Here is a 20,898-nt window from a genome sequence, read left to right on the forward strand (position 1 = left end):
TCCCGGTGGGCGGCCCGGGTGCGGGTGACGGCGGGTCGGCGGGTCGACGAGGGGAGAGGCCGATGTTCGCCTGGTGGGGGCGGGTGGTGGTGCGCGCCCGGTGGGCGGTGCTGGCCGTCGCCGGGGTGCTGATCGCCGTCGGGGCGACCTGGGGCACCGGGGTGTTCGGCGAGCTGAGCGGGGGTGGCTTCGACGACCCGTCGAGCGAGTCCAGCCGGACCGTGCAGCGGGTCACCGCCGAACTCGGCCGGCAGGGTGCCGACGTGATCGTCCTGTGGTCCAGCGACACCGTCACCGTCGAGGACCCGCAGTTCCGTGACCCGGTCACCTTCACGGTGGCCGGGCTGCGTCAGCGCGCCGAGGTGGCCGAGGTGACCACCTGGTACGATGCGCCCGCGCCCGCGCTGGTCGCCACCGACCACCGGGCCACCTACGCGCTGGTCAAGCTCACCGGCGGCGACGAGGACGCCCGCTCGGCGCAGTTCGCGGCGCTGCGTCCCGCGCTGGACGCGCCCGGTCTGCGCACCGACGTCGGCGGGCTGGTGGCGTTCCAGGAGGCGGCCACCACCCAGAGCACCGAGGATGTCACCCGGGCCGAGTTGCTGTCGATGCCGGTGCTGCTGGTGCTGCTCGTGTTGATCTTCGGTGGGCTGGTCGCCGCCGGCACCCCGCTGCTCGTCGGCGGGCTGGCCATCCTCGGCGCGTTCCTCGCGGTACGCCTGGTCAACCTGGTCACCGACGTGTCGATCTTCGCGATCAACGTGATCACCCTGATCGGCCTCGGGATGGCGGTCGACTACGCGCTGTTCATCGTCAGCCGGTTCCGGGAGGAACTGGCCGCCGGCCGGTCCACCGCCGAGGCGATCCGCCGCACCATGCTCACCGCCGGCCGGACGGTCTTCGTCTCCGGGCTGACCGTCGCGCTCGCCATGGCCAGCCTGCTGATCTTCCCGCAGCCGTTCCTGCGGTCGATGGGCTTCGGCGGGATGGCCGCCGTGCTGATCGCCATGCTGGCCGCGCTCACCGTGCTGCCGGCCCTGCTGGTGGTGCTCGGCCACCGGGTGGACGCGGTGCGCGTACCGCTGCCGTGGCGGCGGGGGTCGCGGGGTGCGCGGCGGGCGGCGGGTGAGCCCGGCGGCGCCTGGGCCCGGATCGCGCGCAGCGTGATGCGCCGGCCGGCGTTGTACCTGGTGGGGGTCGCGGTGCTGCTCGGCGTGCTGGCCACCCCGTTCGCGCGGATCACCTTCGGCGGGGTCGACGAGCGGGTGCTGCCGGCGGACGCCGCGCCCCGGGTGGTTTCCGAGCGGATCGCCGCCGAGTTCCCCGGCGGCACGATCGCCCCGGTCGAGGTGCTGGTCTCCGGCGCGCCGGCCGATGCGGTACGCCCGTTCGCCGACCGGATCGCGGCGGTGCCCGGGGTGACCGGGGTGCAGGTCACGGCGGCGAAGGGGGAGTCCACCCTGCTGTCGGTGAGCTACCCGGGGGAGCCGACCGGCGACGCCGCCCGGGACGTGGTGCGGGCGCTGCGCGACCTGCCCGGCCCGGACGGGGCGCAGGTGCTGGTCGGCGGGCGGCCCGCCGCCGACGTCGACCTGCTGGACAGCCTCGGCGACCGGCTGCCGTGGATGGCCCTGCTGATGGCCGGCGCGACCCTGCTGCTGCTCTTTCTCGCCTTCGGCTCGGTGGTGCTGCCGGTCAAGGCGGTGCTGATGAACCTGCTGTCGATCGGCGCGTCGTTCGGCGTGGTGGTCTGGATCTTCCAGGACGGGCACCTGTCCGGCCTGCTCGGTTTCACCTCCACCGGGTTCATCGAGCCGAGCAACCTCATCCTCATGCTCGCGGTGCTGTTCGGGCTGGCCACCGACTACGAGGTGTTCCTGCTCAGCCGGGTCCGCGAGGAGTGGGACCGCACCGGCGACAACACCGCCTCGGTCGCCGCCGGCCTGCAACGCACCGGTCGGATCATCACCGCCGCCGCGCTGTTGCTGATCATCGTGGTGGCCGGCTTCACCACCGGCGGGATGGCCTACATCAAGCTGATCGGCGTCGGCATGATCGTGGCGATCGTGGTGGACGCGACCCTGGTCCGGGCGCTGCTCGTGCCGGCCACCATGCGGCTGTTGGGCCGGTGGAACTGGTGGGCCCCGGCACCCCTGGCCCGGTTCTGGGCCCGCTACGGCCTGCGCGAGACCGACGAGCCGGCGGCGTCGCCGACCCCCGACGGGTCGGGGCCCGCGGTGTCGGAGCCGGCGGTCCCGGCCTCCGGGGTGGTCCCGACGGCCGGGTCGGACGCCGCGGGGTGGTTCGCCGTCGCGGACCGGGACGTCCCGACGGCGTCGGAACCGGACGCCGACCCGGAGGCGGCGGCGCGGCGGGCCCGCCAGCGGGACAACGCGAGGGTGGCCGAGTAGCCGGCCAGCACGATCACGTGGAACAGGTAGAGCCAGAGCAGCACCGCGACGCCGGCCCCGACCGGGTCGAAACCGCCGAACGGCACCCCGAGATCCAGTGGGAGCGAACAGAACAGCACGAAGCCGTGCAGGAAGCCGGAGAGGTTGGCGGCGGTGAACGAGCCGACCGCCAACGTCGACAGCCAGTCCGGTGAGGCCGGCCCGACCACCCGGAACACCCACATCAGCACCGGGGTGAGCACCAGCCACACCGCCAGGAACGACAGCACGATGCCCAGGGCGGCGACCCAGCCGCCCTGCCGGATCAGCCGGGTGGTGGTGGGCAGCGCGATGAGGATCGACAGCAGCAGGGCCGGGGCGGGGGCGAGCAGCGGCAGCAACAGCAACCGCCCCCGCCAGCCCACCAGTGACTCGTCCGGGTTGGGTGCGGTGGCCACCGAGACGAACGCCCGGCGCAGCCCCTCACCGTAGAGCGAGGCGGGCAGCAGGGAGGCCAGCGCCAGTAGCGGGGTCAACTGCACCCCGGCGTTGACCAGCGCGTCCACCGCCTCGGGGGCACCGATCGCGTCCGGCAGCGTCTCCACGGCGTACGCGGTGAGCTGGCGCACCCGGTCGGCGCCGGCCACCAGCGAGGTCAGCCAGATCGCCAGCAGGGCCACCGGCACCACGGCGATCGCCCCGTAGAAGGTGATCGCGGCGGCGTGCAGGGAGAGGTCCCGTCCCCGTACCGGCCGGAACGCGGCGCTGGTGATCCGCTTCGTACGCTGCCATGCGTCGCCCATCGCGATGTTCTTCCCCCGATCCTCCTGCGGCACGCATTACGATCCCGCGTCATGACCGTGCTCACCACCGCCCGGCTGATCCTGCGGAACTGGACCGACTCGCCGGCCGACCTGGCCCGGATCTTCGACCTCTACTCCCGCAACGAGGTGGTGCGCTGGCTGGGCGCGGCCCCCGGCCTGCCGTTGACCGAGCCGGGGCAGGCGGCCGGCCGGCTGGCGCTCTGGCGTGCCCGGCACGCCGCCCACGGCGACCGGTACGGCACCTGGGCCGTGCAGGTGCGCGGAACCGGCCTGGTGGCCGGCACGATCCTGCTCAAGCCGCTGCCCGGCCGGGACGGGCGCGTGCCCACCGACGACATCGAGGTGGGCTGGCACCTGCACCCCGACTCGTGGGGCCACGGTTACGCCACCGAGGCGGCCCGCGCCCTGGTCGACCGGGAACTCACCACCGGCACCCCGCAGGTGTACGCGGTGGTGGCCCCCGGCAACGTGGCGTCGATGGCGGTGGCCCGCCGGCTCGGCATGGAACACCTGGGCCGCCGCACCGACTGGTACGGCGGCGAGGAGTTGGAGACCTTCGTCCGCCGGGCGCTGCCGCCGGGTGCACCAGGCGGTCATTAGCCGCAATCCGGACGACATCTTGCGGTATCGATAGACGCCGCCCTATTCTCGCTTGTGGAAAGCGCTTTCCAGATGCTCAGTGCGGGTGCCCCGGTGAGTTCCACCACCGCCGGAGGCGCCAGTTCGCCGTGCGCGGCAGCACGGCGAGCGGGTCGATCCGGCACACCGGCGCAGGCACCCCTGGCCGACCGGCGACTCCGCCTGACGGCCGCGAACGCCCGGCCCGTCCCCGGTGCGCAGAGGTCCAACAGGATCACCATCATCACCGCCGTCCGGCCGGGCACCACACCACCCGGCAGCGGCACCACCACCAGGTAATGAGAAAGGTGACGCGAGGATGAGACGACCAGTCGCACGACGAGTCCAGGCGGGGCTGGCCACGGGCGCCGTCGGTGCCGCGATCTGCGTGGCCCTGCCGGTGTACCAGGCGTCGGCGGCGGCCGGCAGCGCCAGCGGCTACGCCACCCAGAACGGCGGCACCACCGGCGGCGCGGGCGGGCAGACCGTACGGGCCAGCACGGGCACCGCGATCCACGCGGCGCTGTGCAACCGGGCCAGCAGCAGCACCCCGATCGTCATCGAGGTGCAGGGCACGATCAACCACGGCAACACCACGAAGGTCTCCGGCGGCAGCTGCAACACCGCCGCCGACAAGATCGAGCTGAAGGAGATCAGCAACGTCACGATCGTCGGGGTCGGCAGCGGGGCGGTCTTCGACCAGCTCGGCATCCACCTCCGCGACTCCCGCAACATCATCATCCAGAACGTGACCGTCCGGAACGTCAAGAAGTCGGGCTCGCCCATCTCCAACGGCGGCGACGCCATCGGCATGGAGAGCAGCGTGCGCAACGTCTGGGTCGACCACGTCACGCTGGAGGCGTCGGGTGGCGAGTCGGAGGGCTACGACGGGCTGTTCGACATGAAGGACGACGTCCAGTACGTGACCCTGTCGTACAGCATCCTGCGCAACTCCGGCCGGGGCGGCCTGATCGGCTCCAGCGAGAGCGACCGGGGCAACGGCTTCGTCACCTTCCACCACAACCTCTACCAGAACATCGACTCCCGTACGCCGCTGCTGCGGGGCGGGATCGCGCACATCTACAACAACTCGTACGTGCAGTTGAACGAGTCGGGAATCAACTCGCGGGCCGGCGCGCGGGCCAAGGTGGAGAACAACTACTTCAAGAACTCCCGGGACGTGCTGGGCACCTTCTACACCAGCGAGGCCGGCTATTGGCAGGCCAGCGGCAACATCCTGGACAACGTGACCTGGTCCTCGCCCGGCAGCGAGACCAACCCCGCCGGCCCGAACATGCCGTCGAACACCAGCGTCAGCATCCCGTACTCGTACCGCCTCGACGGGGCGAGCTGCGTGCCGGACATCGTCCGGCAGACGGCGGGCGCGAACACCGGCCTCAAGGAGTCCACCGGGAGTTGCACACCGACCACCCCGAACCCGACCACCCCGGCCCCGACCACGCCCGCGCCGACCACGCCGGCCCCGACCACCCCGCCGCCCACCAGCACCCCCGGCGGGACCAACCTCAGCATCGGCGCCGGCTCCGACGGCTCCAGCAAGGCCAGCGGTACGAGCTACGGCGACGTGCGGGACGGCAACCTGAGCACCTTCTGGTCGCCCGCCGGGTCGACCGGTGACATCTCGATCAAGTGGGGCTCCGCGACCAGCATCTCCTCGATCAACATCCGGGAGGCGTCCGGGTCGGCCGGCAGCGTCACCTCCTGGCAGGTCCTCAACGGGGACACCGGCGCGGTGCTGGCCTCCGGCAGCCGGGCCGGCGTGATCACCTTCGCCCGGACCTCGCTGAAGAAGGTCACCTTCCGGATCAACAGCTCTGCTGCCACCCCGAAGGTCGCCGAGTTCGAGACCTACGCCTGACCGTCGTCCCCGGGGCCGGTCCCGGGCGGTGATCGCCTTCCTCCAGCCGTCCCCGGGTCGCTGACCGCCTTCCCCGGCCGTGGTGGGTCCGAGCCGGGCCCGTCGAAGCGGTGATCAACTCAATGGGGCTGATGTAGGGGTGTCCGATCGGCGTGGACACCCCCACATCGGCCCCGTTGTGATGATCAACCCTCTCCCGAGGTCGCGGGCGACGCCCCGGGCGGTGGCCGGTCGTGGCGGGTCCAGGCGAGGAAGCGGGCGAAGTAGGCGGCCGGGTCGACCGTGCCGGTGCCGACCCGCAGCGCATCGGTGATCGCGTCGTGCATGAGCAGGCACAGGTGGATCGCCAACGCCGGCCGGTCGTGGGCGTACTCCCGGCGGAGGCTCAGCTTGGCCGGCTGGCAGGGCCACGGGGCGGCGCAGGCCCGGCACCGCCAGGCCGGCCGGGCGGCGACGTGCCGTCCGGCACCGTCCGGCCGTACCGCTGCCGGTCGCCCCTGCCGCGTGTCGTCCGTCAGCGGAGTCGCCGCCGATTGCCTTCGTTGCGCGTCGTCCGCCAGTGGGGTGGCTGTCGGTCGCCTTTGCCGCGCGCGGTGCTCCGGCGGGGTCACCGGTGGCGGCCGTTCGCCCGGCGGGCCTGACCCCGGGTGACCAGGCCCGCCGCGCCCACCCAGTAGACGGCGGTGGGGCCGTTCCACCGGGGGTGTCGGGGCGCGGGCAACGGGGGTGGTGGCGGTTCCCGCAGCGGTACGCCGGCCAGCCGGTCCGGGCACGGCCAGCGCAGCCCGCAGGTGCAGTACCGGCCCCACCGGGACCAGTCCCGCCGGTGCCGGGGCGTTGTCGGTACGGGCCTGTCGCGCTTCCTCATCCGCCTATTCCTTCCGCCTGCGCTGCCGCGCCCCGGACGCCTTGCCGGGGCCACCAGCGACCTGCCGCCTGTTCACACTCTGCTGTGGACGCGACTACTGTCGGAAGGTGGCGCGGGACCTCAGCGTCGGTTGTGCCGACCGGGTCCGGGCAGGTGGCCGGCGCTGGCAGCGAGTGGCAGACGTGTGGTGGAGGTGTGATGACCGGCGGACCGATGTCGACCCTGGAATTCCTCGGCGCGGAGTTGCGCCGGGCGCGCAGGGAACGCGGGCTGAGCCAGGAGGATCTGGCCCAGCAGATCAGCTACTCGTCGTCGCTGGTGGGCATGGTGGAGATCGGCCACCGGACGCCGTCGCAGGACTTCATCACCCGCGCGGACGCCGCCCTGGAGGCCGGCGGCCTCTTCGAGCGGCTGCTCGCCCTGGTCCGCGCCGACTCCGCACCCCCGTGGCTGCGCGAGTGGATCAGCGTGGAGCGGGAGGCGACCTTGATCCGCTGGTTCGAGCCGTCCCTCATCCCCGGCCTCCTGCAAACCGAGGCGTACGCCCGCGCGGTGCTGCACGGCGGTGGAATGCTCCGGGAGAGTGAGGTCGAGCAGCGTGTCTCCTCCCGAATGGAACGGCAGACCGTGCTGACCCGGGAGCACCCGCCTGAGGTGGTGGCAGTGATCGACGAAACGGTGTTGCGCCGGGCGATCGGTGAGCCCGCGGTGATGGTCGAGCAGTTCGAGCATCTGTTGCGGCTGACCGAGCACTCGCACATCAGCCTGCACGTGGTGCCGGCGGATGCGGGGATGCACGCCGGGCTGGCCGGCCCGTTCATCCTGGTCCGCGTGCCCGACGGCGGAGAGGTGGCGCATCTGGACAGCGCGCTGCGCGCTCACATCACGGACCGGCCGGATGACGTTGATAGCCTTCAGCGCAGATGGGAGAGCCTTCGCGGCGAAGCACTGCCACGCAGGGCGTCCCGGGATCTCATACGGGAGTTGGCGAAGTCATGGACTTGAGCGGCGCAGTCTGGCGCAAGTCGACCCGCAGCGACAACGGTGGCTCCACCTGTGTGGAGGTGGCGACGAATCTGCCGCAGGTGGTCGGGGTGCGGGACAGCAAGGACCGGGGCGGCCCGGTGTTGACCTTCGCCCCCGCCGCCTGGGCCGGCTTCGTCGCCGCGACCCGCTCGGGTGACCTGAACTCCGCCCGCACCTGAGCCGTACCGCTGCCGAAGCGCCCACCGTCGGCGGCTCGGCGGTGTCGCGGCGCACCGACGCCGGGGTGGTCACCCGTCACCGCGACGAGGCCCGCCGCGCCCGCCCCGACGTGGTGATCGACTCAGTTGGGCCGATGTGGGGGCGTCCACGCTGCCCGGACACCCCCACATCGGCCCCGTCGTTTTGATCAACGCGGGCGGGCAGGTGTAGGGAGACGCACTGGCGGTGCGACGGGCGGCTCCGGGGGCTGCGGCGATTAGGCTGGGACCAGCAGGATGTTCCGCTGAGGGGGTGAGCCCGGATGGCCCAGGCCGCATTCGCGCCCGAGCCGGCACCGCAGTCGCCCGACCCGACGTCCCCGTCGACCGGGTCGGTCGACCGGCCGACCGGGCCGTCGTTCGACGTGCTGCGCTGGCACGACGAGCCGTGGACCGCCCAGCTCGCCCTCGACCTGTTGCCGGAGACCAACGGTCCCAAGGTTGAAGTCCTGAGCGGAAGCGTGATCGTGACCCCACATGCCGGATACGACCATCAGAACGCCGAGTTGGATCTGGCCTACCTGCTCAAGCAGGCGGCCCGCCGGGAAAAACTGTGGCTGTACGCCGAGGCCAACATCGTTTCCGGTGCCGACCTCTTCATTCCGGACATCGTGATCCTCGACGTTCCCGGTGGCGGGCGGACGACGATGGACATCGGCCACGCCGTGCTGCTTGGTGAGGTCGTCTCCCCGGGTAACAGGCGTAAGGACGTGATCGACCGGCCCCGTGAGTACGCCGCCGCCGGTGTCCCGTTCTTCCTCCGCGTCGACCTGCGTAACCGGGTGCCCACCATCGCGCTCTTCGAGTTGACCGACGGGGAGTACCGGCCGGTCGCGGCGGCTGCCGCCGGGACGACGTTCGTCATGCGGCAGCCCTTCGCGTTCAGTATCGATCCGGCCGACCTGCTGGGCGAGGAGGCACCGGTCGAGGAGGCGGAACCGCTGGGGCAGGGGTCGGGCGCGGAGGGCGACGTCGAGGGGTGAGGCTCCCAGCCGGCGCACAGCGCGTACGGGGCAGAATGGCCGCGTGACAACTCCCCGCGACCTAGTCCTGCTCGGCTCCACCGGTTCGATCGGCACCCAGGCGATCGACATCGTCAGGCGCAACCCCGACCGGTTCCGGGTGGTGGGGCTCGGTGCCGGCGGCGGCAACGTCGAACTGCTCGCCCGACAGGCCCTCGAACTGGGCGTGGACGCGGTCGGGGTGGCGAAGGCGTCCGCCGCGCAGGACCTCCAGCTCGCCTTCTATGCCGAGGCGAGCCGGCGCGGCTGGGCCACCGGGGAATTCAAGCTACCGAAGATCATCGCCGGGCCGGACGCCATGACGGAGCTGGCGCAGTGGCCCTGCGACGTGGTCCTCAACGGGGTGGTCGGGTCGCTCGGGCTCGCGCCGACGCTGGCCGCGCTGCGCGCTGGTCGTACCCTCGCTTTGGCCAACAAGGAGTCGTTGGTGGCCGGCGGCCCGCTGGTCAGGGCCGCGGTGACGCGGCCGGGGCAGATCGTGCCGGTCGACTCGGAGCATTCGGCGCTGGCCCAGTGCCTGCGCGGCGGCACCCGGGGTGAGGTGCGGCGGCTGGTCGTCACGGCCAGCGGTGGGCCGTTCCGGGGGCGGCGGCGCGACGAGCTGACCGCTGTCACCCCGGAGCAGGCGCTCGCCCACCCGACGTGGAACATGGGACCGGTCGTCACGATCAACTCGGCCACCATGGTCAACAAGGCGCTGGAGGTGATCGAGGCGCATGAGCTGTTCGACGTGCCCTACGCCGACATCACCGTGATGGTGCACCCGCAGTCGGTGATCCACTCGATGGTCGAGTTCGTCGACGGCTCCACCCTGGCCCAGGCGAGCCCGCCGGACATGCGGCTGCCCATCGCGCTCGGCCTCGGCTGGCCCGACCGGGTGCCCGACGCCGCCACCGCCGTCGACTGGACCACCGCCCACACCTGGGAGTTCGCCCCGCTCGACGACGAGGCGTTCCCGGCGGTGGCGCTGGCCAAGGCGGCCGGCATGGCGGGCCGCTGCCGCCCGGCGGTCTACAACGCGGCCAACGAGGAGTGTGTGGCGGCGTTCGTCGCCGGACGGCTGCCGTTCCTCGGCATCGTCGACACCCTCGGGCGGGTGTTGGAGGAGGCCCCCGATTTCGGTGAACCAGGTACCGTCGAGGACGTGCTCGCCGCCGAATCGTGGGCGCGCGCGCACGCGCAGGAGATCATCTCGGGGTCGGGGAAGGAAGCCTGATGCTCTATCTGCTCGGGGTGGTGGTGATCGCCCTGGCGATCCTCATCTCGGTGAGCCTGCACGAGGCCGGTCACATGTTGACCGCCAAGGCGTTCGGCATGAAGGTCACCCGGTACTTCGTCGGCTTCGGGCCGACCATCTGGTCGTTCCGGCGCGGCGAGACGGAGTACGGCCTCAAGGCCATCCCGCTCGGCGGCTTCTGCAAGATCGTCGGGATGACGCCGCAGGACGACGACGTCGAGCCGGGCGACGAGCAGCGGGCCATGTGGCGCTACCCGGTCTGGAAGCGGACGATCGTGATGTCCGCCGGCTCGGTCACCCACTTCGCGCTGGCCGTCATCGCGATCTGGCTCGCCGCCATGTTCATGGGCCTGCCCAACAAGGACCTGCCCAACCCGCTCCCGGCGCACGTCAAGATCGTCGAGTGCGTCATCCCCACCGACGCGGTCCGCGAGTGCGCCCCGGGTGACCCGGTCAGCCCCGCCAAGCAGGCCGGGCTGCGCGACGACGACAAGATCGTCGCGGTGAACGGCATCGCCGTCCCCGACTACGCCGCGCTGGTCAAGACCGTCCGTGAGCTGCCCCCGGGCCAGCCGGCGACGATCAGCTACGAGCGCGACGGGGTCGCCGGCCAGGTCCGGGCCGACCTCGCCGCCGTGCAGCGCAAGCCGCTCGACGACCCGAACGGCGCCCCGGTCACCGTCTCCGCCCTCGGCGTCGCCGGCCCGATGCTCCCGCCCGGCGTCCCGGCGAACGTCACCTACGGCCCCGTCGAGGCCATCCCGGCCACCGCCGGCTACACCAAGGACCTGGCCGTCGGCACCTACGAGGCGCTCAAGCGCATCCCCGACAAGGTGCCCGCCCTGTGGACGGCCGTAACCGGCGGCGAACGGGACAAGGACACCCCGATCAGCGTCGTCGGCGCGAGCCGGCTCGGCGGCGAGGCACTGGAGAACGGCGTCTGGCAGCTGCTGGTCCTGCTGTTCATCTCGCTGAACTTCTTCGTCGGCGTGTTCAACCTGCTGCCGCTGCTGCCCCTGGACGGCGGCCACATCGCCATCGCCTGGTTCGAACGGGCCCGCTCCTGGCTCTACGCCCGGATCGGCCGGCGCGACCCGGGCCGGGTCGACTACCTCAAGCTGATGCCCATCACGTACGCGGTGATCCTCATCGGTGGCGCGTTCACGCTGCTCACCGCCACCGCGGACATCGTCAACCCCATCACGCTCTTCACAAGGTGAGTGCCTGAAGTGACCGCTGTCAGTCTCGGTATGCCCGCCGTACCGCCCCCGCCGCTCGCCCCACGCCGGGCCAGCCGCCAGATCATGGTCGGTTCGGTGCCGGTCGGTGGCGGCGCTCCGGTCTCGGTGCAGTCGATGACCACCACCCTCACCTCCGACGTCAACGCCACCCTCCAGCAGATCGCCGAGCTGACCGCGTCCGGCTGCCAGATCGTCCGGGTCGCCGTGCCCAGCCAGGACGACGTGGAGGCGCTGCCGGCGATCGCGAAGAAGTCGCAGATCCCGGTGATCGCCGACATCCACTTCCAGCCGAAGTACGTCTTCGCCGCGATCGACGCCGGCTGCGCCGCCGTCCGGGTCAACCCGGGCAACATCCGCCAGTTCGACGACAAGGTCAGGGAGATCGCGGCAGCGGCCTCCGCCGCCGGCACGCCGATCCGGATCGGCGTCAACGCCGGGTCGCTGGACAAGCGGCTGCTCACCAAGTACGGCAAAGCCACCGCCGAGGCGCTTGTCGAGTCGGCGCTGTGGGAGTGCTCGCTGTTCGAGGAGCACGGCTTCCGGGACATCAAGATCTCGGTCAAGCACAACGACCCGGTGGTGATGATCCGGGCGTACCGGCAGCTCGCCGAGCAGTGCGACTACCCGCTGCACCTCGGGGTGACCGAGGCCGGGCCGGCGTTCCAGGGCACCATCAAGTCGGCGGTCGCCTTCGGGGCGCTGCTGGCCGAGGGGATCGGCGACACGATCCGGGTGTCGCTGTCCGCCCCGCCGGTCGAGGAGATCAAGGTCGGCAACCAGATCCTGGAGTCGCTGGGCCTGCGCGAGCGCGGCCTGGAGATCGTCTCCTGCCCGTCCTGCGGGCGGGCCCAGGTGGACGTCTACAAGCTGGCCGAGGAGGTCACCGCCGGCCTGGAGGGGCTGCCCGTCCCGCTGCGGGTCGCCGTGATGGGCTGCGTGGTGAACGGGCCGGGTGAGGCCCGCGAGGCCGACCTCGGGGTCGCCTCCGGCAACGGCAAGGGGCAGATCTTCGTCAAGGGGCAGGTCGTCAAGACCGTCCCCGAGGGGCGGATCGTCGAGACGCTGATCGAGGAGGCGCTGCGGATCGCCGACGAGATGGGCGCGGAGATCCCCGAGGAACTGCGCGACCTGGTCCCCGGCCCCACCGTCACCGTGCACTGATCCACCGTCGGAAAAGGGCGGCCCTCCCGGTGGGGAGGGCCGCCCTTTTTCTCGTACGGGGGTGACCGTCGCCGGGTCGTCGTGGTCCGGGCCGGCCGGCGCGGGTCCGCCGTGCCGGACCCGGACCACGAGGGTCGTCGGGATACCGGGGCGTGCCCGGTGGTCACTCGGATTCGGCGAGGATCGCGTACAGCTTGCGGCGGGTCTCGTCGAGCACCTGGGCGGCGCGTTCCCGCTGGTCGTCGGTGCCGGTCATCATCACCTGGCGCAGCGCGTGCATGGCCTGCGCGCCCGCGTCGCGGATGTCGTGCCAGCTGTTGACGGTGTCCTCGGCGAAGTCGGCCCAGGGCGGGGTCTGCGCGGCCGTGGTGGCCTCCTCCCGCCCGGCGTCGGTCAGGTCGAACCGCTTGCGCCCGCCGCCGGCCGGATCGGTGCTGGCGGCGATGACGCCCTCGTCCTCCAGCAGTTGCAGGGTCGGGTAGATCGACCCCGGGCTGGGTCGCCAGGCCCCGCCGGTGCGGGAGTCGATCTCCTGGATCATCTCGTAGCCGTGCATCGGCCGCTCGGTGAGCAGGGCCAGCACGGCGGCCCGGACGTTGGGCCGGCGTCCCCGGCCCCGCCCGCGCCCACCCCGGCCACCGCCCCAACCCCCGTGCCCGTGCGGGCCGGGTGGTACGGGCGGGAAGCCGAAGCCGCGCTGTCGGGCCTCCTGTAGTGCGTGGATCCGACGGTGGAATCCCATCGTGTCGTCCCTTCGTTGTGCTGTCGCTGATGCATCAACGATATATCGGCAATGTGTTGGCGACAAGTCCTCTGGCGGCTGTGCCGGTCGCCCGGCGAACCACCGCCCGGATCTGGCAGGCTGGTAAGCGTGCTGACGGTGCCGGTACGCCAACTGGGAGAGTCGGAGCGGCGCGCCGTCGAGCGGCTGCTCGACCTCGACCCGTTCGCGGGCGCGCAGGTCGCCGAGCGGGTATCCGCCCGGGGCCTGGCCTGGTGGCGGGCCGAAGGCCGCATCCTCGGCTACGGCACCCGCCGCAACCTGGAGTCGATCTGCTGGCTCGGCGGCAACCTCACCCCGATCCTCGCCACCGACTCCGCCGTCGCCGCCTTCGCCGAGCAACTCTCCGCCGAGGAACGGCTCTGCTCCTCCATCGTCGGACGGGCCGACGCGGTACTCGGCCTCTGGGACCGGCTCGCCGACCACTGGGGGCCGGCCCGCGACATCCGCCCCAACCAGCCGCTGCTCGCCACCGACGCCCCGCCCCGCATCCCGGTCGACCCCGAGGTACGCCGGGTCCGCCCCGACGAGGTGCACCGGCTCTTCCCCGCCGCGGTCGCCATGTACGCCGAGGAGGTCGGCGTCTCACCGCTGGCCGACGACGGCGGTCGGGCCTACCGCCGACGGGTCGAGGACCTGGTCCGCGCCGGCCGGGCGTACGCCCGCATGGTCGACGGGGAGGTCGTGTTCAAGGCCGAACTCGCGGTGGTGACCCGCCGGACCGCCCAGATCCAGGGCGTCTGGGTGGCCCCCTCGTGGCGCGGACGCGGGATCGCCAGCGCCGCGATGGCCGCCGTCGTCCGCGACGCGCTGCTCCGGGTCGCCCCCACGGTCAGCCTCTACGTCAACGACTTCAACCGCCCCGCCCGCCGGGTCTACGAACGCTGCGGCTTCCACCGCGTAGGCACCCTCGCCACCATCCTCTTCTGACCGCTCCGGCACTCCCGCCACCCCGGCGCCCCACCCACTCGCCCCCGCCCCGCCACGGCCGCCCCCGCCCCGCCCCGCCGGTCGCCGCGCCCTGCCCGTCGGTGGCCGCCTCGCACCGGTGATCAAGAGGTTTGAGTCAGTTGATCAAGAGGTTCGGGGCAGATTGAAGATCAACCTTGACGTAAACCTCTTGATCACCGGGGCCGGGCAGGGCGGAGTGGGGCCGGGACGGGAGGGGCGGGGGTAGGGCGGGCGGGGGCGGGAGGGGGACAGGGTGGGGGAGTTGGGTGGGGGGTGGTGGTAAATGCGTTGAGGGGAGGGGGGCGGGGGGTCAGGCTGTGGGGTACCGCCACCCCGAGTCCCGGAGGGAATCTCCATGCGCCTGCTCCGTGATCTCTGGGCGTCCGCGCCGCGCCGCGTGACGGTCGTGATCGTCCTCGTCGTCCTCGGTGCCGCCGGTCAGGCCGCCGCCTCGGCGGTCGCCGGCCCGGTGCTGGTGCACCGCTCGCCCGGGTGGTTCGCCGCCCTGGTCGTCGCGCTGGTCGTCGCCGTCTTCGGCGAGTTGGTGATCGCGCTGCTGATGGCGGGCATCACCGCCGACTGGTCCGCCGACGTGCGTCGCCGGCTCTGCCGGGTCGCCCTCGGGCAGGATCTGCCCACCCTGGAGGGCACCCCGGTCGGCGAACTGCTCGACCGGATCGACAACGACGTCTACCAGGTCGCCTCCGAGCTGCGGAACACCGGCGTACGGCTGGTCCAGGGGTTGGTGCTCTGCCTGCTCGCCACGGTCAGCGCGCTGTTCGTCTGGTGGCCGGCCGGGGTGGCGATGCTGCTGCTCACCGCGCTGCTCGTCGTGCTGCTGCGCCGTCCCACCGCCGCCATCGCCCCGGCCCGGATGTCCGAGGAGGAGGCATGGTCGGACCTGGCCGCGGTGATGGAGGAGGCGGTGCACGGCCAGGACGACGTCCGTACCAGTCTCGCCCAGCCGTACGTGCTGCGGTTGTACGCCCGGCGGGCCGCCGAGGTGCTGTCCCGCTGCCGCCGGGTCTTCCTGATGTCGGCGCGGGTCACCGCCTTCGCCGCCGGCACCATCCGGGTCGGGATCGCCGGGGTGGTGCTCGCCGGGGCCTGGGCGTTGACCACCGGCCGGGTCGACGGGGCCCGGTTGACCGCGATCTGGCTGCTCGCGTTGAGCTTCGGCGCGACCGTCGAACACCTCGCCCGCTGGGTGCCGCACCTGCAGTACGCGCTCGGCGCCTGGGCCCGGGTCCTGCTGCTCTCCGACGCCCGGCAGGAACCCTCCGGCGGGGTCACCCCCACCGAAGGCGACCTGACCCTGCGCGGGCTCACCTTCCGCTACCCGGCCACCGGCGAGGACGAGCGGGCGCCCGCGCTGCGCGACGTCCGGCTCAGCTTCGTCCGGGGCCGGTCGTACGCGCTGGTGGGGCGGACCGGGTCAGGCAAGTCGACGCTGGCCAAGGTGCTCACCCGGGCGGTCGAGGTGCCGCGCGGGACCGTGCTGCTCGGCGACACCGACCTGTGTGACCTGGACGTCGAGGAGCTGCGCCGGTGGGTCGCGGTGGTGCCGCAGCGTACCGAGATCCTCGCCGGCACCCTCGCCGAGAACGTCGCCCTGTTCGACCCGGACCTGCTCGACGACGCGCCCCGGGCGCTGGCCGAGCTGGGGCTCACCGGGTGGGTCGCGGAGCTGCCCGACGGCATCCGCACCCGGCTGGGCGAGGGCGGCCACGTGCTCTCCGCCGGCCAGGAACAGCTGGTGGCGTTCGCCCGCATCCTGGTGCGGGACCCGCACGTGGTGATCCTCGACGAGGCCACCGCACGGTTGGACCCGGTCACCGAGACCCGGGTACGCGAGGCGACCGAACGCCTGCTCACCGACCGGATCGGCATCATCATCGCGCACCGGCTGTCGTCGGTGCGGCGCTGCGACGAGGTGGTGGTGATGGCCGACGGGGCGGTCCTGGAGGCCGGCCCGCTGCGGTCCTCGGCCCGTTTCGCCGAGCTGCTCGCCACCAGCCACGCCGCCGCGTACACCCCGGTCGGTGCGGGCCGGTCCGGCAGCCGGGGCGGCGTGGACCTGCTCGACGGGCCGGCCACCGCCTGGCCGGACGCCGCCGCGACACCCCCGGCCGGGGCGGCCGTCGACAAGCCGGGCGTCGCCGGGTCGGGTCGGGCCGTCGCCGTTGAGGGGAGCGGGACGACCGGGCGGGCGGCGGTGGCCGTACCGAAGGGGGACCCGCCGCCGCTGCCACCGCTGCCGCCCGCGCGGACCATGCGGGAGATCCTGCGCCTGGGCCTGAACGACCCGCGCCTCGGCCTGCTGTCGGTCGCGCTGTTCATGGTGATCACCGTGCTCGGCCTCGACGGCACGGTGCTGCCCTGGCTGTGGGCGGACGTCGTCGACGGCGGCGACCCGTGGCTGCCGGCGCTCGGCATCGCCGCCGCGCTGGTGGTGGTGCTGCCGCTGCCCTACTGGACGAACCTGCGGTTCCCCCAGTGGTGGGTACGGCAGATGCTGCGGATGAGCCTGCGGCTGGTGCACGGTCAGACCGGCCCGCGCCGCACCAGCCGGCACACCCCGGCCGAGGTGGTGGCGCAGAGCGGGGACACCGAACGGGTCGTGCAGCTCGCCGACAACCTGATGGACCAGTTCATCGCCCTGGTGACGATGGTGACCATGACGCTGATCACGGGCAGCCTCGTGCCGGCGCTGTTCTTCCTGGGCACGATGGCCGTGTCCGGGCTCGCCGCCACCCTGTTCGGCCCCCGGTTGGAACGCTCCGCCCGGGACACGGTGGCCGCCCGCGCCGCCTTCGCCACCGCGCTGGTCTCCTCGCTGTCGGCGGCCCGGACGGTCAAGCTCGCCGGGGCGACCCGGCCGGTGCTCGACCACCTCTCCGCGTTGGACCTGGTGCGCAGCGACAGGCAGCGGCGGGAGATCGCCGCGCAGGTGTGGGCCCGCTCCACCCCCTCGGTGGCCAGCGGTCTGCTGCCGATCGCGGCGTGGGCGCTCTACCTGGCCGGCGGGCTCTCCGCCGGTGCCACCCTGGTCGCCGTCTCCACCCTCGGGGCGGCCCGCTGGTTCGCCTGGACCACCGCGTCCCTGGTCTCGCAGTACCCGTCGGCGCGGGTGTGGACCCGGCGGACGGCGGCGATGGCCGGGATCGGGGCGTACTCGGCGGAGGTGCCGGGGGTGGACCTCGCCGCCGGCACCGCCCCCGCGCCGGAGCCGCCGCCGCGCCGGCCGCTGCGTCGCCTCGAACTGGTCGGCTTCGGGGCGCTGCACTCCGACGGCACCCTCGCCGTGCGGGACGTCGACCTGACCGTCGACCGGGGGCAACTGGTGCTGGTGGTGGGGCCGGTCGGCTCCGGCAAGTCCTCGCTGCTGCGGGCGCTGGCCGGGATCGTGCACCACGTCGGCGAGCTGCGCTGGAACGGCGAGCCGGTGACCGAGCCGGAGCTGTTCCTGCGCCCCCAGCAGGTCGGCTACGTCGGTCAGCTGCCCCGGGTGCTCTCCGGCACGGTCGCCGACAACATCGCCCTCGGGCACGACGTGGACGCCGCCGGGGCGGTGACCACCGCCCAGCTGGAGCACGACCTGGCGGGCGGCGGCGGGCTGGGGCTGCTGATCGGGCACAAGGGCACCCGGCTGTCCGGCGGGCAGTTGCAGCGGCTGGCGCTGGCCCGGGCGCTCGCCCCGCGTACCGAACTGCTGGTCGCCGACGACGTCTCCTCCGCGCTGGACGTCACCACCGAGCTGGCGCTCTGGGCGGCGTTGCGGGAGCACGGGGTGACCGTGGTCGGCTCCACCTCGAAACGGGCGGCGCTGGTCCGCGCCGACCACGTGGTGGTGCTGGTCGACGGCACGGTCGCCGCCCAGGGCGGGTGGCGGGAACTGGAGGACGACTGGGGTCACCTGGCCGGCTGACCAGGCCCCCCACGCCCCGCTCCCGCCGCCTCGCGCCGGGCCGGGCGGCATGGGGGACGCGCCGGGTCGGGCGGGATCGGGGAGAGTTGTTGTCGCTGGAGCGACAACAACTCTCCCCACAGCGGTCGCCGCAGGCCGGCCGGTCAGAAGGCGCGGGCGTACTGGTCGGGCCAGTCGGGGGTGGCACCGAGCTTCGCGGCGGCCCGGCGCGGCCAGTACGGGTCGCGGAGCAGCTCCCGGCCGAGCAGCACCAGGTCGGCCTCACCGGCCGCGACGATCTGCTCGGCCTGCTCCGGTTCGACGATCAGGCCGACCGCGCCCGTCGGCACGCCCGCCTCGCGGCGGATCCGCGCGGCCAGCGGCACCTGGTAGCCGGGCCCGACCGGGATGGCCGCCCCGGTCGACGCCCCGCCGGAGGAGGCGTCCACCAGGTCGACGCCGGTCGCGGCCAGCTCGGCGGCGAGGGCGACGCTGTCGTCGACCGTCCAGCCGCCGTCGACCCAGTCGGTGGCGGAGATCCGGGTGAGTACCGGCACCTGCTCGCCGACGGCGGCGCGGACCGCGCGGGCCACCTCCAGGGTGAGCCGCATCCGGGCGGCCCGGTCGCCGCCGTAGCCGTCGGTGCGGTGGTTGGTCAGCGGGGACAGGAACTCGTGCAGCAGATAACCGTGCGCGGCGTGGATCTCCACGGCCGCGAAGCCGGCGTCGAGGGCCCGGCCGGCGGCGGTGGCGAACGCGGACACCACCCCGGTGATCCCGGCGGAGTCCAACGCGGCCGGCTGCCGGTAGTCGGGCAGGAACGGCTCGGCTCCGGGGCCGACGGGCGTCCAGCCGCCCTCTGCGTCGGGCACCCCGCCGCGCCCGGACGCCCACGGCCGGTAGGTGCTGGCCTTGAACCCGGCGTGGGCGAGCTGCACGGCGGGCACCGCCCCCTGGCCGGCGACGAACGCGGTGACCGGCCGCCACGCGTCGACGTGCGCGTCGGACCAGATGCCGGTGTCCTGGGGGCTGATCCGTCCCTCGGGGACGACCGCGGTGGCCTCGGTGACGACCAGGCCGGCACCGCCGACGGCCCGGGAGCCGAGGTGCACCCGGTGCCAGTCGGTGGGCAGCCCGTCCGGGCCGGCGCTGTACTGGCACATCGGCGCGAGGGCGATCCGGTTGGGCAGGGTGACGCCGCGCAGGGCGAGCGGGGTGAACAGGGCACTCATGCGAGTGATCCTCCGGTACGGGCGGATGGCGGCGAAGGACGGGTCAGGGGCGGGGCGGGTGGCGTCGACGGGAAGGAACCCGGCCGGGATGCGGTCCCGGTGGCTGCCGCGAGCGGGACCGCATCCCGTCGGCGTCAGGCGGGTGCCGGCGTCAGGTCGTCGGTGCGGGCTGGCCGGTCGGTGGTCTCGTCGGCGTCGGTCAGGTCGCGCCGGCCGGCGTTGGCGTAGGCGTCGCGGTCCAGGATGCCCTCGCGGGCCGCCACGATGGTCGGCACGACGGCCTGCCCGGCCACGTTGGTGGCGGTGCGGATCATGTCCAGGATCGGGTCGATCGCCAGCAGCAGGCCGGCGCCGGCCAGCGGCAGGCCCAACGTGCTCAGGGTCAGGGTCAGCATGACGATGGCACCGGTCAGGCCGGCGGTGGCGGCCGAACCGACCACCGAGACGAAGGCGATCAGCAGGTAGTCGCCGACGCCGAGGTCCACCCCGAAGACCTGCGCCACGAAGATCGCGGCGCAGCCGTCCATCTTGGTGGTGGCGCCGAACGGCACCGCGAAGGAGGCGTACTCGCGGGGGACGCCGAGCCGCTCGACGGAGCGCTGGGTCACCGGCATGGTGCCCACCGAGGAACGGGAGACGAACGCCAGTTCGATCGCCGGCCAGGCACCGGCGAAGAAGCGCAGCGGGTTGAGCCGGCCGGCGGTGACCAGCAGCAGCGGGTAGACCACGAACAGGACGACGGCGCAGCCGACGTAGACGGCGGTGGTGAACTTCGCCAGCGGAGCCAGCAGGTCCCAGCCGTACGAGGCGACGGCGTGACCGATCAACCCGAGGGTGCCGATCGGGGCGAGCCGGATCACCCACCACAACGCCTTCTGCACGATGGCCAGCACCGCGCGGTTGACCTCGACGAACGGTTCGGCGGCTGCGCCGACCAGCAGCGCGGCGGCCCCGACCACCAGGGCGAGGAAGACGATCTGGAGCACGTTGCCCTCGACGAACGCGCCGACCGGGTTGGTCGGCACGATGCCGGTGAGGAAGTCCGTCCACGAACCGGTGGTCTTCGGCGCGGTGGCACCGCCGACGTCCAGGCTCACCCCCCGGCCCGGGTCGGTGAGCAGGCCGATGCCGAGGCCGAGGCTCACCGCGATCAGCGCGGTGACGCCGAACCAGAGCAGCGTCTTCAGCGCCAGCCGGGCGGCGTTGGCCACCCCGCGCAGGCTGACCACGCTGACCACGATCGCGGTGAAGACCAGCGGTGGGACGGCCAGCTTGAGCAGCTGGACGAAGAGCCCGCCGACGGTGTCGAGGGTGCCGGCCAGCCAGCTCAGGTCGCCCTCGCGGGCGAGGAAGCCCAGCGCCACGCCGAGCACGAGGCCGAGCAGGATCTGGGCGGAGAAGGGGAACTTGCGCAGGGTGGAAGCCATCAGGATGCGTCCAAGGTCGGTAGGGGTCGGTCGGCGGGCGGCGTCAGGAGCGCGGCTGCGCCGGACAGACTCCACTGGCCTGGCGTCGGAGATCGACGTACAGGCGCACGGTGAGG

General features: G+C 73.0%; 16 protein-coding genes and 1 pseudogene. 11 read left to right on the forward strand and 6 right to left on the reverse strand.

Annotated elements, in window-relative coordinates; all coding sequences use genetic code 11:
• Positions 1 to 62 precede the first annotated feature (62 nt).
• Positions 63 to 2,411, forward strand: a complete 2,349-nt coding sequence (locus FJK98_RS07545; RefSeq protein ID WP_145918383.1) for an MMPL family transporter — start codon at positions 63 to 65, stop codon at positions 2,409 to 2,411.
• On the opposite strand, the pseudogene FJK98_RS33900 reads toward FJK98_RS07545, so the two are convergent.
• Positions 2,360 to 3,193, reverse strand: a pseudogene (locus tag FJK98_RS33900) (YhjD/YihY/BrkB family envelope integrity protein); the annotation flags it as partial. The gene FJK98_RS07545 and the pseudogene FJK98_RS33900 sit on opposite strands and share 52 nt — an antisense overlap.
• Positions 3,194 to 3,244: 51 nt before the next feature.
• Between FJK98_RS33900 and FJK98_RS07555 the strand changes: the two are divergent.
• Together FJK98_RS07555 and FJK98_RS07560 are read left to right on the forward strand one after the other, a co-directional pair.
• On the forward strand, positions 3,245 to 3,814 hold the full coding sequence (locus FJK98_RS07555; RefSeq protein WP_145918384.1) for a GNAT family N-acetyltransferase: 570 nt from the start codon (positions 3,245 to 3,247) through the stop codon (positions 3,812 to 3,814).
• 337 nt (positions 3,815 to 4,151) lie between these two features.
• On the forward strand, positions 4,152 to 5,711 hold the full coding sequence (locus FJK98_RS07560; RefSeq protein ID WP_145918385.1) for a polysaccharide lyase family 1 protein: 1,560 nt from the start codon (positions 4,152 to 4,154) through the stop codon (positions 5,709 to 5,711).
• Positions 5,712 to 5,896: 185 nt separating this feature from the next.
• Here FJK98_RS07560 and FJK98_RS34770 read toward each other — a convergent pair whose 3' ends face one another.
• Together FJK98_RS34770 and FJK98_RS07570 are read right to left on the reverse strand one after the other, a co-directional pair.
• Positions 5,897 to 6,061 carry a hypothetical protein gene (locus FJK98_RS34770; RefSeq protein ID WP_370517013.1) on the reverse strand — a complete coding sequence of 55 codons (165 nt, stop codon included), beginning with the start codon at positions 6,059 to 6,061 and terminating at the stop codon, positions 5,897 to 5,899.
• A gap of 257 nt (positions 6,062 to 6,318) precedes the next feature.
• Entirely contained in the window at positions 6,319 to 6,579 is a 261-nt protein-coding gene (locus tag FJK98_RS07570; protein ID WP_145918386.1) for a hypothetical protein, read from the reverse strand.
• A gap of 198 nt (positions 6,580 to 6,777) precedes the next feature.
• On the opposite strand from FJK98_RS07570, the gene FJK98_RS07575 reads away from it, so the two are divergent.
• From FJK98_RS07575 to ispG, 6 genes are all read left to right on the forward strand, one after another.
• Positions 6,778 to 7,584, forward strand: a complete 807-nt coding sequence (locus tag FJK98_RS07575; RefSeq protein WP_240762669.1) for a helix-turn-helix transcriptional regulator — start codon at positions 6,778 to 6,780, stop codon at positions 7,582 to 7,584.
• On the forward strand, positions 7,575 to 7,784 hold the full coding sequence (locus FJK98_RS07580; protein ID WP_145918387.1) for a DUF397 domain-containing protein: 210 nt from the start codon (positions 7,575 to 7,577) through the stop codon (positions 7,782 to 7,784). The genes FJK98_RS07575 and FJK98_RS07580 overlap by 10 nt, the downstream gene beginning before the upstream one ends.
• Before the next feature lie 302 nt (positions 7,785 to 8,086).
• Complete coding sequence (locus FJK98_RS07585) at positions 8,087 to 8,806, forward strand: Uma2 family endonuclease (RefSeq protein ID WP_145918388.1); 720 nt, start codon at positions 8,087 to 8,089, stop codon at positions 8,804 to 8,806.
• A 43-nt stretch (positions 8,807 to 8,849) separates the two neighbouring features.
• Positions 8,850 to 10,061 (forward strand): 1-deoxy-D-xylulose-5-phosphate reductoisomerase, encoded by a 1,212-nt coding sequence (gene dxr / locus FJK98_RS07590; protein ID WP_145918389.1) that lies wholly within the window; start codon positions 8,850 to 8,852, stop codon positions 10,059 to 10,061.
• On the forward strand, positions 10,061 to 11,302 hold the full coding sequence (locus tag FJK98_RS07595) for an RIP metalloprotease (RefSeq protein ID WP_145918390.1): 1,242 nt from the start codon (positions 10,061 to 10,063) through the stop codon (positions 11,300 to 11,302). The genes dxr and FJK98_RS07595 overlap by 1 nt, the downstream gene beginning before the upstream one ends.
• A gap of 9 nt (positions 11,303 to 11,311) precedes the next feature.
• Positions 11,312 to 12,484 (forward strand): flavodoxin-dependent (E)-4-hydroxy-3-methylbut-2-enyl-diphosphate synthase, encoded by a 1,173-nt coding sequence (gene ispG / locus FJK98_RS07600; protein ID WP_088645534.1) that lies wholly within the window; start codon positions 11,312 to 11,314, stop codon positions 12,482 to 12,484.
• 163 nt (positions 12,485 to 12,647) lie between these two features.
• On the opposite strand, the gene FJK98_RS07605 is transcribed toward ispG, so the two are convergent.
• A complete protein-coding gene (locus tag FJK98_RS07605) occupies positions 12,648 to 13,226 on the reverse strand; it encodes a PadR family transcriptional regulator (protein ID WP_145918391.1) in 579 nt (192 codons plus the stop codon).
• Between the two features lie 129 nt (positions 13,227 to 13,355).
• On the opposite strand from FJK98_RS07605, the gene FJK98_RS07610 reads away from it, so the two are divergent.
• Both FJK98_RS07610 and FJK98_RS07615 read left to right on the forward strand, forming a co-directional pair.
• Complete coding sequence (locus FJK98_RS07610) at positions 13,356 to 14,195, forward strand: DUF4081 domain-containing GNAT family N-acetyltransferase (protein ID WP_145918392.1); 840 nt, start codon at positions 13,356 to 13,358, stop codon at positions 14,193 to 14,195.
• Between the two features lie 376 nt (positions 14,196 to 14,571).
• Complete coding sequence (locus FJK98_RS07615; RefSeq protein WP_145918393.1) at positions 14,572 to 18,144, forward strand: ATP-binding cassette domain-containing protein; 3,573 nt, start codon at positions 14,572 to 14,574, stop codon at positions 18,142 to 18,144.
• 143 nt (positions 18,145 to 18,287) lie between these two features.
• On the opposite strand, the gene FJK98_RS07620 is transcribed toward FJK98_RS07615, so the two are convergent.
• Complete coding sequence (locus FJK98_RS07620; RefSeq protein ID WP_145918394.1) at positions 18,288 to 19,355, reverse strand: NADH:flavin oxidoreductase/NADH oxidase; 1,068 nt, start codon at positions 19,353 to 19,355, stop codon at positions 18,288 to 18,290.
• A gap of 134 nt (positions 19,356 to 19,489) precedes the next feature.
• Positions 19,490 to 20,770, reverse strand: a complete 1,281-nt coding sequence (locus tag FJK98_RS07625; protein WP_205789491.1) for a dicarboxylate/amino acid:cation symporter — start codon at positions 20,768 to 20,770, stop codon at positions 19,490 to 19,492.
• Positions 20,771 to 20,898 lie beyond the last annotated feature (128 nt).

Source organism: Micromonospora sp. HM134 (genome assembly GCF_007833915.1).
GTDB classification, from domain to species: domain Bacteria; phylum Actinomycetota; class Actinomycetes; order Mycobacteriales; family Micromonosporaceae; genus Micromonospora; species Micromonospora wenchangensis.

Excerpts from the sequence above, each read along its gene's own strand:
- FJK98_RS07575 (WP_240762669.1), top strand. The coding sequence starts at position 6,778 with ATGACCGGCGGACCGATGTCGACCCTGGAATTCCTCGGCGCGGAGTTG.
- FJK98_RS07545 (WP_145918383.1), top strand. The coding sequence starts at position 63 with ATGTTCGCCTGGTGGGGGCGGGTGGTGGTGCGCGCCCGGTGGGCGGTG.
- FJK98_RS07585 (WP_145918388.1), top strand. The coding sequence starts at position 8,087 with ATGGCCCAGGCCGCATTCGCGCCCGAGCCGGCACCGCAGTCGCCCGAC.
- FJK98_RS07595 (WP_145918390.1), top strand. The coding sequence starts at position 10,061 with ATGCTCTATCTGCTCGGGGTGGTGGTGATCGCCCTGGCGATCCTCATC.
- FJK98_RS07620 (WP_145918394.1), bottom strand. The coding sequence starts at position 19,355 with ATGAGTGCCCTGTTCACCCCGCTCGCCCTGCGCGGCGTCACCCTGCCC.
- FJK98_RS07570 (WP_145918386.1), bottom strand. The coding sequence starts at position 6,579 with ATGAGGAAGCGCGACAGGCCCGTACCGACAACGCCCCGGCACCGGCGG.
- FJK98_RS07555 (WP_145918384.1), top strand. The coding sequence starts at position 3,245 with ATGACCGTGCTCACCACCGCCCGGCTGATCCTGCGGAACTGGACCGAC.
- FJK98_RS07615 (WP_145918393.1), top strand. The coding sequence starts at position 14,572 with ATGCGCCTGCTCCGTGATCTCTGGGCGTCCGCGCCGCGCCGCGTGACG.
- FJK98_RS07560 (WP_145918385.1), top strand. The coding sequence starts at position 4,152 with ATGAGACGACCAGTCGCACGACGAGTCCAGGCGGGGCTGGCCACGGGC.
- FJK98_RS07605 (WP_145918391.1), bottom strand. The coding sequence starts at position 13,226 with ATGGGATTCCACCGTCGGATCCACGCACTACAGGAGGCCCGACAGCGC.
- FJK98_RS07580 (WP_145918387.1), top strand. The coding sequence starts at position 7,575 with ATGGACTTGAGCGGCGCAGTCTGGCGCAAGTCGACCCGCAGCGACAAC.